We start from the raw sequence: 14553 nt of genomic DNA, 5'->3' as shown, positions 1-14553 counted from the left end.
TTGCGGCTCCAACATTCGCAAAGTGTTTCCCTCTGTTGATTTTTCTAATTGATCAAGGAGAAAAAAATCATGGCAACTGCAAAAAAAGCGGCACCAAAAAAAGTCGCAGCAAAAAAAGCAGCCCCTAAAAAGGCCGTAGTGAAGAAAGCCGCTGCTCCCAAAAAGGCAGCTCCAAAAAAGGCAGCAGCTCCTAAAAAAGCAGCTCCTAAAAAGGCCGTAGCTAAAAAGGCAGCAGCTCCTAAAAAAGCAGCTCCTAAGAAAGCCGTCGCTAAAAAGGCAGCAGCTCCTAAAAAAGCAGCTCCTAAAAAGGCCGTAGCTAAGAAGGCAGCAGCTCCCAAAAAAGCAGCAGCCAAAAAAGCTGCTCCTAAAAAAGCCGCTAAGAAAGCTGTAGCTAAGAAGGCTGCTAAAAAAGCTGCTCCTAAAAAAGCCGCTAAAAAGCCTGCCAAAAAAGCCGCTAAGAAAGCAGCGAAAGCACCCGCTGCCCCTGCTCCCGCTGCGACATCCCTGAATCCTCAAGCTGCATGGCCGTTTCCTTCGGCCGCTAAGCCTTGATTCAAGTTTGAATCGCTAAGCGAAAGCAAAGCCCGATGCTGAAAAGCGTCGGGCTTTTTTGTTGTCGAGTCGTCAGGGATAAAAAGTGAGTAAGCGATAACCCAGAAAATCACTTTCTGGGTGGGCCAAGCGAAGACTTAAATCTTGCGCCCATGTTTCGCCAGCTTTCAACACTTTGGGTGCACCCAAAACACTGGGGTTGAACACCTGGCGCATCACTGCTTTGTCTTGGGCATCTGTCAGAGTCAGCTCTATCCATGGCATGGCCACCGACACGTTCTGGATGTTTCTCAATGTGATTTGAAAACGCCACTGCGGCAGCACGGCAAGAGAAGCACCAAGGACTTGATCTGCATTAATCGCGTTAATTGCTATAAGGGCTTCCAGATTGCCATCAGGCTCAGCAAGGCGGTCAATTGCCGCATGATCAATGACCACGGCATCGGCCAATTGCAGGGGCTCTATCTGACAGCCCGCCCATTTGCAAAAGTATTCAAGCTCTGGACGCCATTTCGGATGATGTGCGGCCAAGCTGTCTTTGAAAAACAAAGTCGCTTGAAAGATCAGACCCAACAGGCCAAGAACGGCCCAGGCGATCAAACCTTTGCGGGCCATGGCGTTTACTTTGCAGCAGGGCGCTGCGCGGTCATCAAAATCCAGCCATCTTCGCGATCGGCCACTTGCAAGTTCAAGAAGGGGGCATAAGCTTGGATGAGTTCTTGCTCTTGTCGATCCAAAATACCAGCCAAAACCAAATTGCCGCCCGCCTCGACGTGTTGACAAAGTAACGGCGCCAACACTTTCAAGGGCGTCGCCAAAATGTTGGCCAACACCGTTTGGTAAGTGCCAAGCGCCAAATCTGGCAAGCCTGAATTCAAACTCACCTCATTGGCTTGGGCATTGAGTTGGGTAGCGCCCACAGCAGCCTCATCGATGTCGACCGCATCAATGCTAATAGCGCCGAATTTGGCAGCGCCAATGGCCAAAATGCCTGAGCCACAACCATAGTCTAAGACACGTTGCCCCTTGACCTGATGCGTTGCAATCCACCTTAGACACATGCGAGTTGTGGGGTGCGTGCCTGTGCCAAAAGCCAAGCCAGGATCGAGTCGAATGATTTCACGCGCCTGAGCAGGCGGCTCGTGCCAAGTGGGCACAATCCAAAACTCTGGGGTGATTTCAACCGGTGCAAACTGTGACTGGGTGAGCCTGACCCAATCTTGATCGGGTACAGCCGCAATCGACAACAGTTGGCACGATTCAAAAAAGTCTTGGGCTGCCAAAAGCACTGCAGCTTCTTTGGCCTCTTCTTCTTTGGCAAAAAGCGCGACCACCTTGGAGCGCTGCCATCCCTCTTTGGGCGGCGGCATGCCTGGCTCACCAAACAAAGCTTGTTCGTGTTCTGTCTGAGCATCGGCGTCTTCAACAGACACGCTCAGGGCGTCTAAGGCTTCGAGGGCTTCACTCAGGTCTTCAACACGTGCCTCTGGGCACAACAGGTTCAATTCGTACATGGATTAGATTTTGCGATGACGCAACCACTCTTCCAGGTAATGAATGTTGGTGCCGCCAGCTACGAATTTGGAATCACGCAAAATTTCGCGATGCAAAGGAATGTTGGTGCTGATGCCTTCCACCACCGTTTCAGACAAAGCCGTTTGCATGCGGGCCATGGCTTGCTCGCGGGTGTCGCCATGGGCAATGATTTTGCCAATCATGGAGTCGTAATTGGGCGGCACAAAGTAGTTGTTGTAGACGTGAGAGTCCACGCGAATACCAGGCCCACCGGGTGCATGCCATGTGGTGATGCGACCAGGCGAAGGCGTGAACTTGAAGGGGTCTTCAGCATTCACACGGCACTCAATGGCGTGGCCTTTGATTGCAATTTGACGCTGCGTGAATGGCAATTTTTCACCGGCAGCCACCATGATTTGGGTTTTGACAATGTCAATACCAGTGACCCACTCGGTGACAGGGTGCTCCACTTGCACGCGGGTGTTCATTTCAATGAAATAAAACTCGCCGTTTTCGTAGAGGAATTCAAAGGTGCCCGCACCGCGGTAATTGATTTTCTTGCAGGCTGCCACGCAGCGCTCACCAATTTTGTCAATGAGTTTGCGAGGAATGCCGGGGGCTGGTGCTTCTTCCAGAACCTTTTGGTGACGCCTTTGCATGGAGCAATCGCGTTCGCCCAAATACACCGCGTTTCTGTGTTTGTCGGCCAGAATTTGAATTTCAATGTGGCGCGGGTTCTGCAAATACTTTTCCATGTAGACCGCAGGATTGCTGAATGCAGCGCCCGCTTCGGCCTTGGTCATTTGGACGGCATTGATCAGTGCAGCCTCGGTGTGCACCACGCGCATACCCCGACCGCCACCGCCGCCAGCGGCTTTGATGATGACGGGATAGCCAATGCTTTTGGCCGTACGGCGAATTTGGACAGGGTCGTCGGGCAACTCACCCTCAGAGCCGGGCACGCAAGGTACACCCGCTTTGATCATGGCTTGCTTGGCGGACACCTTGTCGCCCATGATGCGAATGGATTCGGGCGTGGGACCAATGAATTGGAAGCCACTTTTTTCAACGCGTTCGGCAAAGTCTGCGTTTTCGCTCAGAAAGCCATAACCGGGGTGAATGGCTTCGGCGTCGGTCACTTCGGCCGCAGAAATGATGGCCGGCATGTTGAGGTAACTTAAATTAGAAGCCGCGGGTCCAATGCAAACGGCTTCTTCAGCCAGCTTGACGTACTTGGCTTCGCGGTCGGCTTCTGAGTAAACCATGACCGCTTTGATGCCGAGTTCTCGGCAGGCACGCTGAATGCGCAGGGCAATTTCGCCCCGGTTTGCCACAAGAATTTTCTTGAACATAAAAATCCTGGTGGCTTATTCGATGATGTAGAGGGCTTGGCCGTATTCGACAGCTTGGCCGTTTTCGCACAAGACTTGCTTCACAACGCCTGCTTTATCCGATTCAATTTCGTTCAAAATTTTCATGGCTTCAATGATGCACAGCGTATCGCCTTCTTTGACGGTGTCGCCCACTTGGACAAAGGGGGCAGCACCGGGGCTGGAAGAGCGGTAAAAAGTACCGACCATGGGAGATTTAACGGTATGACCCGCAGCCGCTTCTTCGGCAGCAACTGCTGCAGCAGTGACGGCGGCTGCATCGGCAATTTGGCTGGCAGTGGGTGCGGCAGACGCTGCAACCACAGGCGCTGCGGCTGGAACCATGACTTGTTGGGTTAACACGGGCGCGACAGATCCTGTAGGACCCTTGACGATTCTGACCTTGCCTTCTGCTTCAGTGATTTCTAATTCTGTGACGTTGGAGTCAGAAACCAAGTCGATCAAGGTTTTGAGTTTGCGCAAATCCATGTTACCCCCTGTGTTTGCTATGGAAAACGCCGAATTTACACTAAATACACAGTTAAATAGCTACAAATGCTCTCATTTCTCAAAATAAGAAGCAATCAATGCAAGGTGTATGGCGCACAAAATGTCAGAACGAGCGTACAGGAGCCCCTTAAGTGACTTTCTTGAGCCAGGCATCAAGGTCAGACTGCTCCAGTTTGCCGGCTTTTTGGGCTAAAAGCCCTCCTTTTGCATCGAAAATTACGCTAAATGGCAAAACGCTTTGGGCATTGCCCAGAGTTTTACCTAATTCGGTACCGTTGAAGCCAGCCAAACCCACAGGAAAGCTTAAGGGTTTTTGGCTTAAGTAACGCCTCACCATACTGGGCTGATCAACAGCCAATCCAACAACTTGCAATGATTTAGCTTTATTTTGATTAAAGAAAGCATCAATTAAAGGCAGTTCCTCAATACAGGGTGGGCACCATGTGGCCCAGAAATTGACCAGCAGCGGTTTGCCTTGCAGTTCTTTCATGCTCAAAGTACCGCCTTCTGGCCTTTCAAACGACTGGGCCCAGAAGTTTTGAACCGCCTCGTCCATCACGGCGTGGGGTTGAAACTTTTGCCACGCGACCAGTGCGCCAGCCAAACCGGCCGTCACACCCAAGCCTGCGACCACCCAATGGCGACGGCTTGCGTTCACGGCAGGTTCAGAAACATCTTGAGTGTCGCTTTTTTCAATAACTTCGTTCTTCATAGGTACATCATGCCTCAATTAATCGTTTCACAGCTGCTGCATCACCGCGGGGTGAGCGCCCCTGAGCATCCATTTTCAATGCACCGCGAACATCGTCAAAGTCGTTGATCAATAGATGAACGCCAATTTCTTCACCCAAGTCTTGGCAAAAACTGTGGATGCTCAAGGCCTCAACGGGTTCACCATGAAGCCCATTGACCGTGCGTGCCTCAAAATCCACCCCTTGGTTGATCAATTCAATTTCTGTTGATTTGGCATCATCACAAAACAACTGTAGGTAAATGTCAGACAAACGCGTGGCTGTGCCATGCCAAACAGCCCCGCCCAAATAAGGCCGATGGGCGGCCAAACGGGTCATCCACACCAAGGCATGCTGACGCAGGGCCAACAATTCAGCGGGCTGAGTGTCTGCACAGAAAATCTCGATGTATTCACGCACCTGCGCCTCCACTTGCTCGTTGTTGGGCAAGGGTGTTTTTGGCGGCAGGCCTAAAACTTTCAGTGCGCGTCTTTTGGCGGGTCCGTACTCCAAACCCTCCTCCACCACGCACTGCGCTGCGGATGCTGCAATTTCATCGGTCAAATCTGTCATAACGCCATTGTGCACCGCCTAAAATCACCCTATGCATATTCATATTTTGGGCATTTGCGGAACTTTCATGGGCGGCTTGGCCGCGTTGGCTCGAGAGGCTGGTCACCGCGTCACAGGCTGTGATGCCGGCGTGTATCCACCCATGAGCCACCAACTGGAAGCCTTGGGCATCGAATTGATAGAAGGCTTTGGCATCGATCAGATGGCACTCAAGCCAGACTTGTATGTCATTGGCAACGTAGTCAGCCGAAGCCGCCTGCCCTCAGGCGAGCCTAAGTTTCCCCTGATGGAGGCCATTCTAGAATCGGGCGCGGCCTACACCAGCGGTCCGCAGTGGTTGTCTGAGCATGTGCTTCAAGGTCGCCACGTCTTGGCAGTGGCAGGCACCCACGGCAAAACCTCCACCACGTCCATGCTGACTTGGATCTTGGAAGCAGCGGGCCTTAAACCCGGCTTCTTAGTAGGCGGTGTGCCCCTGAACTTTGGCGTGTCAGCGCGCTTGGGCGAAGTAGCGTCTGGCCACTCGCGAAACTACTTTGTGATTGAAGCCGATGAATACGACACCGCGTTTTTTGACAAGCGCAGCAAATTTGTTCATTACAGACCGCGCACAGCCATCTTGAACAATTTGGAGTTTGACCACGCCGATATTTTTGAAGACCTCAAAGCCATCGAAAAGCAGTTTCACCATTTGGTTCGAACCGTGCCAGGACATGGTCGCCTGGTGGTCAATGGCCTTGAAGAAAGTTTGACCCGCGTCTTGAATCAAGGCTGCTGGAGTGAAGTCAGAACTTTTGGTGCGGCCGTCAGCGACTTCACGGCGCAGGGCAGCCCCAGTGACTTCGATGTTCTGCAACATGGCCAAAAAGTGGCGCATGTCAATTGGTCATTGGGCGGCGTTCACAATCAACTCAATGCCTTGGCGGCCATCGCGGCTGCTGAACATGTGGGCGTTTCGCCTCAGATTGCTGCAGAAGCGCTGGCCAGTTTTCAAAATGTGAAGCGGCGCATGGAAGTTCGAGGCACGGTAGCGGGCGTTACGGTTTACGACGACTTTGCGCACCACCCCACTGCCATCAGAACCACGCTCGATGGCTTGCGTCGACAAATTGGTGACGCACAGCGCATCTTGGCCATCTTCGAGCCCCGCAGCAACACCATGAAGTTGGGCACCATGAAGTCACAACTGCCTTGGAGCCTAGAACAAGCCGACTTGTCTTTCTGTCACAGCGGCGGCCTGGACTGGAACGCCAACGAAGCCTTGGCAGAAATGGGCACCAAGGCTCAAGTGGCGGCCAACATCGATGAACTTGTCAAGCAAGTGATGGCCCACGTCAAAGCGGGCGATCACTTGTTGTGCATGAGCAATGGCGGTTTTGGCGGCATTCACGAAAAGCTTTTGAATGCCTTGAAACAGGCCTGATTTATTTTTGGCGACGTGCTTCAACGGCACTGGACAATGTTGCCAGAACCTTCTCGCTGTCGGCCCAGCCGATGCACGCATCGGTAATGCTTTGGGCGTATTTCAAAGTGTTCACATCGTCTTTGCCGGGTGTGAATTTTTGAGCGCCGCCTTCGATGTGACTCTCTACCATCACCCCAAAAATTTGACGTGAGCCCTTGCTAATTTGAGCGGCAATGTCCTCGGTCACATTGATCTGGCGCTCGTGTTGCTTGCTGCTGTTGGCGTGACTACAGTCAACCATCAATGTCGGCGGTAATTTGGCTGCCGTCAAATCTTTGCAAGCTGCCGTCACATTTTCTTCGTCGTAGTTAGGCGCTTTGCCGCCGCGCAAAATCACGTGGCAATCGGGATTGCCTTGGGTTTGCACAATGGCCACCTGGCCATTTTTGTGAACCGACAAAAAGTGGTGACCGCGTTCAGCAGCTTGAATGGCATCGGTGGCAATTTTGATGTTGCCATCGGTGCCGTTTTTGAAGCCAATTGGTGCTGACAAGCCAGAGGCCAGTTCGCGGTGAACCTGGCTTTCTGTGGTGCGTGCACCAATGGCACCCCAACTGATCAGGTCGCCAATGTATTGCGGTGAAATCACGTCCAAGAATTCGCTGCCTGCAGGCACGCCTTGACGGTTAATTTCAATCAAGAGTTGACGTGCAATGCGCAAGCCTTCGTCGATGCGATAACTTTCGTCCAAGTAGGGGTCGTTGATCAAACCTTTCCAGCCCACGGTGGTTCTGGGTTTTTCAAAGTACACCCGCATCACAATTTCCAAGGTGCCTTGGTATTTTTCGCGCAGTGGTTTCAAACGGCGCGCGTAATCGAGTGCGGCTGCTGGATCGTGAATCGAGCAAGGGCCGATAACCACCAACAAGCGGTCGTCTTTGCCTGCCATGATGTTGTGAATCTTGCGGCGCGTCTGCGAAATAAGTGTCTCGACGGCGGTTCCCGTGATGGGAAAAAAACGCATCAAGTGTTCTGGTGGCGGCAACACAGTGATGTCCTTGATGCGTTCGTCGTCGGTTTGCCCCATGCGGTCCATTGGGTTTGCATAGCGCGGCTCCGAACTGGCTTTGGCTTTGGTGTTCATCGTTGGCTCCTGTCTGAAAATTTGAAATTGAAAAGCTTGAGGTATAAAAAAACCGCCGGGTGTTGAGTCCGGCGGTTGGTAGAGGGGTTCAGTGACTTATGCGCTGGCCTCTCGTCCGCCTAGGACTGAGAATGCAAAGTAAAAGCTAAAAAAGCTGTGGCGCTGGTTCATAGGTTTGAAATGTAGCACAAGTTTTTGATGGTTTTCTGACAATTGCCCGGAGGGCCTTTGCTTAAGCCGTTCCACCCACTGTGAGGCCTTCAATGCGCAGGGTGGGCTGTCCCACACCCACCGGCACACTCTGACCCTCTTTGCCGCAAACGCCTACGCCGCTGTCCAAGCGCATGTCGTTGCCAATCATGCTGACATGCTTCAAGCATTCAGGGCCGCTACCGACCAAGGTGGCGCCCTTGACAGGGTATTGAATCTTGCCGTTTTCGACCCAGTAGGCTTCGCTGGCAGAGAAAACAAACTTGCCGCTGGTAATGTCGACTTGGCCACCGCCAAAATTGGTGGCGTACAAACCTTTTTTCATGCTGGCCACAATTTCTTCAGGTGTTTTGTCGCCACCCAACATGTAGGTATTGGTCATGCGGGGCATGGGAATGTGCGCATAGCTTTCGCGGCGGCCATTGCCCGTGGGCTTGACGCCCATCAGGCGAGCATTCATGGCGTCTTGAATGTAGCCCTTCAAAATTCCGTCTTCTATCAGCACATTGCGCTGGCTGGGGCAGCCTTCATCGTCCACATTCAAAGAACCGCGGCGATCAGAGATGGTGCCGTCGTCCAAGACGGTGACGCCCTTGGCTGCAACACGTTTGCCAATCATGCCGCTGAAGGCACTGGAGCCTTTGCGATTGAAGTCGCCTTCTAAACCATGGCCAATGGCTTCGTGCAACAACACGCCTGGCCAACCAGGGCCAAGCACCACAGTCATCACGCCCGCAGGTGCTGGACGTGCTTCTAAATTGGTCAGGGCTGCATGAACCGCATCATTCACATAAGTTGCAATGATGGCATCGTCAAAATAAGCCAAGCCAAAACGACCACCGCCGCCGCCACTGCCCACTTCACGGCGGCCATTTTGTTCGGCAATGACAGTGACAGAGAGGCGCACCAAGGGGCGCACATCGGCGGCCAAAGTGCCATCGGCTCTGGCCACCATGACCACGTCGTATTCGCTGGCCAAACCCGCCATGACTTGCACCACGCGGGGGTCTTTGGCGCGGGCCAATTGCTCTACTTTTTCTAAGAGCTGAACTTTGTCGGCGCTGTTCAGGGTGCCCATGGGGTCGAGTGAAGGGTACAAAGAGCGCATGCCTGCCACCTTGCGAGTGGGCACCTTGGCTTTACTGTTTTGACTGGCTTGACCAATGGCTCGGACTGTCAAGGCCGCATCCATCAAGGAAGCTTCTGAGATGTCGTCGGAATAGGCGAAGGCTGTTTTTTCGCCGGCCACTGCGCGAACGCCGACGCCTTGGTCAATGCTGAAACTGCCTGTTTTGACAATGCCTTCTTCGAGGCTCCAGCCTTCAGAACGGGTGTATTGGAAATACAAATCGGCATCGTCCACCTTGTGCGCCTTGATGGCACCCAAGGCTTTGGCCAAATGCGTTTCGTCCAAACCGAAAGGTTCGAGCAACAGGGATCTGGCTGTGGCCAGGCGTTCGATGGTGGGTTCGCGTGAAATCATGGGGCCATTGTAGGCAAGCTCTGATGGCCCTGCCTAGATCAGGCCTAGAAATGAGTTGATTTCTATTGAAGCAAATCAGGTCTGGACCAAGCGCTTGGCCTTGGCGATCGACATCAAAATACCCAGGCCCAAGCCCAAGGTGACCATGGCCGTGCCGCCGTAGCTGATAAATGGCAGCGGCACGCCGACCACCGGCAAAATACCGCTGACCATGCCCATATTGACAAAGGCATAGGTGAAGAAAATCATGCTGACACTGCCCGCCAAGAGGCGTGTAAAAAGGGTGGGCGCCTCTCGGGCGATCACAAGGCCTCTAAAGACCAAGAAGAAAAAGCCTGTAATCAGCAGCAGCGTTCCTACCAGGCCAAACTCTTCTGAGAAAGCCGCAAAAATAAAGTCTGTGGTTCTTTCTGGGATGAATTCCAAATGGGTTTGAGTTCCCTGCATAAAGCCTTTGCCCCAAACCCCGCCAGAGCCAATGGCAATCATGCCTTGAATGATGTGGAAGCCTTTACCCAAAGGGTCGCGGGCAGGATCGAGCAAGGTGCAAACGCGTTGGCGCTGATACTCATGCAAGACTTTCCAATCCATGCCGTCGACGCAGAGTTGGGGCTCAAAAATCACCAGCAAAACGATGCCCACGACGCCCAGAATGACCGGCGGCAAGATTAAGCGCCAACTTAAGCCTGCAAAAAACAAGACCGCAATGCCCGTGCTCAGGACCAACAAAGCGGTGCCCAAGTCGGGCTGACGCATGATGAGCCCCACGGGCACCATCAACAAAAGGGCCGCGACACCAAAATCAAGGGACCGAAGTTGGCCTTCACGCTTTTGAAACCACCAAGCCAACATCAAGGGCATGGCAATTTTTAAGATTTCGCTGGGCTGAATGACCACACCCACATTGAGCCAGCGTCTGGCGCCTTTTTTGGTGATGCCAAAAATGGCCACCGCAATGAGCAACAAAACCCCCACGGTGTAAATGGGGACCGCCAGGGTCATGAGCCTTTGCGGGGGAATTTGGGCCACACCAAACATGATGGCCCCAGCAATCAGCATGTTTCGGCCATGGTCGACAAAACGAGTGCCATGGTCGTAGCCCGAGGAATACATGATGAGCAAGCCAGCGCAGGCCAGCACAAAGATCGCAAAAGCCAAGGGGCCATCAAATCCTTCAAACAAATGAAGGATTCGAGACGACAAACTTGGTTTTTCGATCACGCGGTCCATGCCGTGATTATCCTTCCCTTCCCCGCTGTTTTCTAAATTTCCGCATTTCCTAAAGCGCTTCACCGAAGAAGCCGCCTCATGGGACAATCTGCCCATGTATTTATTGTTTGAAGAAGCTGGCAAATTTATGGCCGGACGCGTCCTGTCTGAGGGAGAAGCCTCGGTTCAGGTGGAATTGGACAGCGGCAAAAGGGTCAAGGTCAAAGGCGCCAACGTGCTTTTGAAATTTGACAAGCCTGCGCCTGCCCAACTGTTGGCTGAAGCGGGTGCCATCAGTCAAAGCATTGAGCTGGATCTGGCCTGGGAGTTTGCACCGGACACTGAATTTGGTTTTGCCGATGTGGCGCGCGAATATTTCAGTGCCGATGCCAGTACAACGCAGCAAGTGGGCGCCCTCATTCGACTTTATGAAGCACCGCACTACTTTAGGCGTGCCGGCAAGGGTCGGTTCAAAAAAGCCTCGGCCGAAACTGTTCAATTGGCTTTGGCCGGTATTGAAAAGAAAAAACAAATCTTGGCGCAAATTGAAAGCTGGTCGCAGGCTTTGATGGCGGGTGAATGCCCCGCGCCTATCAAGGATCAGCTGTACAAAATTTTGTTCAGGCCCGACAAAAATGCGCCCGAATACAAAGCAGTGGTGGAAGCCAGTCGCAGCAGTCAAACCGCGCCCTTGACGCTTTTGCAAAATGCAGGTGCCATCGCCAGCGCCTATGATTTTCATTGGCAACGTTTCTTGTTTGACAACTTTCCAAAGGGCACAGGCTTTCCCAAATTGGATGCGCCGCGCATTGCGGATGAATTGCCATTGGCTGCCGTTCAGGCCTACTCCATTGACGATTCTCAAACCACCGAAATTGACGACGCACTGTCTTTGCAAGGTCTAGGCACCGGCACCGTGGTGGTGGGCATTCACATTGCAGCCCCTGGTTTGGCGATTGAACCCAACAGCGCCATCGACCAAGTGGGTCGCACGCGCTTGTCGACGGTCTACATGCCAGGCTACAAAATCACGATGTTGCCCGACGATGTGGTTCAAAAGTACACCTTGGCAGAAGGCCAAGCATGCCCAGCGGTGTCGCTGTACCTCACCTTCGACGAAGCCACCCTTAGCATTCAACACAGCGAAACCAAACTCGAGCGTGTGCCCATTGCAGCCAACTTGCGGCACGACCAACTCGACACTTGGGTCACTTCGGCATGGCTGGAAGACAGCGCGCCAGCACCTCGAGGTGGCGAGCCGTCATTGCCCATCTCACACCAAAGCTTGGCATTCTTTTGGCGCTTGGCACAACACCTGAAAGCAGGCCGTGAAGTGGTTCGCGGCAAGCCCGAAAACTTCAACCGCCCCGACTACAACTTCCGCTTGCTACGTGACAGCAGCGACGCCGCCCCAACTGGCAACGAGTCTGTGCAAATCAGTGTGCGGCAACGCGGCGCGCCACTCGATTTGATCGTGGCAGAAGCCATGATCTTGGCCAACAGCACTTGGGGGCAGTGGCTTGCTAGTTTGGGCGTGCCTGCCATTTACAGAAGCCAAGCTAGCATGGCGCCGGGTGTCAAAGTACGCATGGGCACCAAAGCTTTGCCACATGCTGGCATTGGCGTGCCCGCTTATGCATGGAGCACATCGCCCTTGCGGCGCTATACCGATTTGGTCAATCAGTGGCAAATCATTGCCTGCGCCAAACATGGCGCAACAGCGGCATTGGCAGCACCGTTCAAGCCCAAAGATGCCCAGATGTTTGCCATCATCAGCGCCTTTGATGCGGCCTACAGCGCTTACAACAGTTACCAATCTGGCATGGAGCGCTTTTGGACGCTTCAATATGTCAAACAAGAGAACATCAGCGAAGTGGTGGCCAGTTTGGTCAAGGAAATGGCGGGAGGCAGTTGGTTGGTCCGCGCCGATGATTTGCCTTTGATGTTCAATGTGATGGGCGCCGCTGGCATGCAGCGCGGCGACAAAGTGCGTGTTCAATTGGGCACCATCGATGCCATGGCGCTGGATGTGAATGGCACCGTGATTGAAAAAATTGTGCTTGATGGAGCGTCGGCAGATTTCAATTCAGACAATTTGGAAGACAACTTAGACGAGATCGAAGAAGCAGCGACGGGCCCCATTGCCTTGGCCATGAATGTCAACGAAGCACCCACAGACGAATCTTCATCGCCCTGATGCTCAATCCACTTGCGCCACTGTCAACTCAATCGCAGTCACATCTTCGTTTGATGTGGGCTTTGGGTATTTCGGTGGCTTTGCATGCTGTTTTTTTAACCGTAAAGTGGGTCTCACCCAGCAGCATTGATCGAATTTTTCAAAGCAATGCCTTGGAAGTGGTGTTGGTCAATGCCAGAAGCACTGAAGCGCCAGACAAAGCACAAGCCTTGGCACAAGTGAACTTGGCCGGTGGTGGTCAAGTTGCAGGGTCGCAAATGCAGTCTTCGCCACTGAGCGCTTCCACACAAGACCAAAGTGGCTTGGACTTGCAAGACCTTGAAAAGAAAATTGAAGTCCTCAAGTCAGAACAATTGCGCCTCATTCAGCAACTGAAGCGCGAGTTGTTTGAGTTGAGCAGCCAACCCGCCAACGCGGGCCAAGGCACAGTCAATTCAGAGTCTTTGGTTGAACGTCAAAAACAGCTGTCCAACCAGTTGGCGCAAATTGAAAAGCAATCGCAAGCCTTGCAAGGCGGCAGTAAAAAACGATACATCGGCCCTGCCACCCAAGAAACCGTCTTTGCGCGTTACTACGACAAAATGCGCAGAACCATTGAAACCACGGGCACCGAAAATTTCCCGCAAGCAGCCGGCGAAAAGCTCTACGGCAGCCTCACCATGGTCATCACTTTGAACGCCAGTGGCAAGGTCATTCAAACTGAAATAGCCAAGGGCTCGGGTCGTGCCATTTTGGACCAACGCGCACTGGCCATCGTGCAAGGGGCCTCGCCTTTTGACAGCTTCAACGCCGACATGAAACGTCAAGCCGACCAGCTGGTGGTGGTCACTCGTTTTAATTTTGCGCGTGATGAAACCCTTGAAACGCGCATGCTTGCGCCACCCACCAGCGCGCCATGAAGCAAGTCCTCAAAGCCATTCGCGATTGGCTCCAGTTGGTGCTGGTGGCATTGGTAATTTTGCAAATTTTTTTCATCGGCAGAGTGGCTTGGATGGCTGTGTCTGATCCTGCATCAACGGCTTTTGAGCGCTCACAAGCTTGGCAAATTGTGTCTCAAAAGGGCTCTTTGAAATGGCGGCAAGATTGGCGCGCTGTCGATCAACTGTCGGTCAACTTAAAGCGGGCTGTGCTGGCGTCTGAAGACAGCGGATTTACGCAACACAAAGGCGTGTGGTGGGATGCGGTTGAAAAAGCTTGGCGCAAAAACGCCAACGCACAAGCCAAAGTGGAAGCCCAAGCCGCGAAAGCAAAAGCCAAAGGCCAAAAAGCCATGCCCAAAATTGTGGGCGGCTCCACCATCACTCAGCAATTGGCCAAAAATTTATTGCTCACTGGCGAGCGCACCATGCTTAGAAAAGCCCAAGAATGGGTCATCACCATGGCGCTAGAAACTTTCTTGAGCAAACAGCAAATTCTGACCCTATACCTCAACCATGTGGAATGGGGCTTGGGGGTTTTTGGTGCCGAGGCCGCCGCGCAGCACTACTTTCAAAAACCTGCTTCAAAGCTGAGTGAGTGGGAAGCTGCGCGTTTGGCTGTGATGTTGCCGCGGCCCCGGTTTTTTGAAAAACTACCGCAGTCTGCTTACCTGAGCGATCGTGCGCAAACCATCATGGCGCGCATGAACGATGTTGCTTTGCCTTGATAGGCAGAC

14 protein-coding genes are annotated in these 14553 nt (G+C 53.0%); 5 read left to right on the top strand and 9 right to left on the bottom strand.

Annotated features, from left to right (window positions below; all coding sequences use genetic code 11):
• Positions 1-69 precede the first annotated feature (69 nt).
• A complete protein-coding gene (locus AMM03_RS08770; protein ID WP_090130828.1) occupies positions 70-552 on the top strand; it encodes a histone H1-like repetitive region-containing protein in 483 nt (160 codons plus the stop codon).
• Between the two features lie 72 nt (positions 553-624).
• Here AMM03_RS08770 and AMM03_RS08765 read toward each other — a convergent pair whose 3' ends face one another.
• The 6 genes from AMM03_RS08765 to AMM03_RS08740 form a co-directional block, all read right to left on the bottom strand.
• On the bottom strand, positions 625-1167 hold the full coding sequence (locus AMM03_RS08765; RefSeq protein WP_090130455.1) for a DUF3426 domain-containing protein: 543 nt from the start codon (positions 1165-1167) through the stop codon (positions 625-627).
• Positions 1168-1172: 5 nt separating this feature from the next.
• Positions 1173-2066 carry a 50S ribosomal protein L11 methyltransferase gene (gene prmA / locus AMM03_RS08760; RefSeq protein WP_090130453.1) on the bottom strand — a complete coding sequence of 298 codons (894 nt, stop codon included), beginning with the start codon at positions 2064-2066 and terminating at the stop codon, positions 1173-1175.
• A 3-nt stretch (positions 2067-2069) separates the two neighbouring features.
• Positions 2070-3419 (bottom strand): acetyl-CoA carboxylase biotin carboxylase subunit, encoded by a 1350-nt coding sequence (gene accC / locus AMM03_RS08755; RefSeq protein WP_090130451.1) that lies wholly within the window; start codon positions 3417-3419, stop codon positions 2070-2072.
• Positions 3420-3434: 15 nt separating this feature from the next.
• Positions 3435-3926: an acetyl-CoA carboxylase biotin carboxyl carrier protein gene (accB, locus tag AMM03_RS08750; protein WP_090130449.1), complete on the bottom strand. Its 492-nt coding sequence runs from the start codon at positions 3924-3926 to the stop codon at positions 3435-3437.
• Positions 3927-4074: 148 nt separating this feature from the next.
• Positions 4075-4659 carry a TlpA family protein disulfide reductase gene (locus AMM03_RS08745; protein ID WP_090130448.1) on the bottom strand — a complete coding sequence of 195 codons (585 nt, stop codon included), beginning with the start codon at positions 4657-4659 and terminating at the stop codon, positions 4075-4077.
• A gap of 7 nt (positions 4660-4666) precedes the next feature.
• Positions 4667-5251 carry a hypothetical protein gene (locus AMM03_RS08740; protein WP_090130447.1) on the bottom strand — a complete coding sequence of 195 codons (585 nt, stop codon included), beginning with the start codon at positions 5249-5251 and terminating at the stop codon, positions 4667-4669.
• A 31-nt stretch (positions 5252-5282) separates the two neighbouring features.
• On the opposite strand from AMM03_RS08740, the gene mpl reads away from it, so the two are divergent.
• Positions 5283-6674, top strand: a complete 1392-nt coding sequence (gene mpl, locus AMM03_RS08735) for a UDP-N-acetylmuramate:L-alanyl-gamma-D-glutamyl-meso-diaminopimelate ligase (RefSeq protein ID WP_090130445.1) — start codon at positions 5283-5285, stop codon at positions 6672-6674.
• A 1-nt stretch (position 6675) separates the two neighbouring features.
• Here the strand turns inward: mpl and AMM03_RS08730 are convergent, their stop codons facing one another.
• The 3 genes from AMM03_RS08730 to rodA all read right to left on the bottom strand — a co-directional run bounded on the left by AMM03_RS08730 (position 6676) and on the right by rodA (position 10723).
• Positions 6676-7752 (bottom strand): 3-deoxy-7-phosphoheptulonate synthase, encoded by a 1077-nt coding sequence (locus AMM03_RS08730; RefSeq protein WP_369793687.1) that lies wholly within the window; start codon positions 7750-7752, stop codon positions 6676-6678.
• A gap of 280 nt (positions 7753-8032) precedes the next feature.
• Complete coding sequence (gene tldD / locus AMM03_RS08725; RefSeq protein WP_090130441.1) at positions 8033-9493, bottom strand: metalloprotease TldD; 1461 nt, start codon at positions 9491-9493, stop codon at positions 8033-8035.
• A gap of 75 nt (positions 9494-9568) precedes the next feature.
• Complete coding sequence (gene rodA / locus AMM03_RS08720) at positions 9569-10723, bottom strand: rod shape-determining protein RodA (RefSeq protein WP_090130438.1); 1155 nt, start codon at positions 10721-10723, stop codon at positions 9569-9571.
• A 94-nt stretch (positions 10724-10817) separates the two neighbouring features.
• Here rodA and AMM03_RS08715 point away from each other — a divergent pair, with 94 nt between their 5' ends.
• The 3 genes from AMM03_RS08715 to AMM03_RS08705 are packed head-to-tail and all read left to right on the top strand — an operon-like array spanning position 10818 to position 14544.
• Positions 10818-12899, top strand: a complete 2082-nt coding sequence (locus tag AMM03_RS08715; protein WP_090130436.1) for a ribonuclease catalytic domain-containing protein — start codon at positions 10818-10820, stop codon at positions 12897-12899.
• Positions 12899-13798, top strand: a complete 900-nt coding sequence (locus tag AMM03_RS08710; RefSeq protein WP_090130434.1) for an energy transducer TonB — start codon at positions 12899-12901, stop codon at positions 13796-13798. Before AMM03_RS08715 ends, AMM03_RS08710 begins: the two co-directional genes overlap by 1 nt.
• Positions 13795-14544, top strand: coding sequence for a transglycosylase domain-containing protein (locus tag AMM03_RS08705; RefSeq protein ID WP_090130432.1), 750 nt, complete (start codon positions 13795-13797; stop codon positions 14542-14544). Before AMM03_RS08710 ends, AMM03_RS08705 begins: the two co-directional genes overlap by 4 nt.
• Positions 14545-14553: the final 9 nt, after the last annotated feature.

Source organism: Limnohabitans sp. Rim11, assembly GCF_001269365.1.
GTDB lineage: Bacteria > Pseudomonadota > Gammaproteobacteria > Burkholderiales > Burkholderiaceae_C > Limnohabitans_A.
Note: the sequence above shows the minus strand (reverse complement) of the source record. Positions and strands in the feature narration are given on the sequence as shown.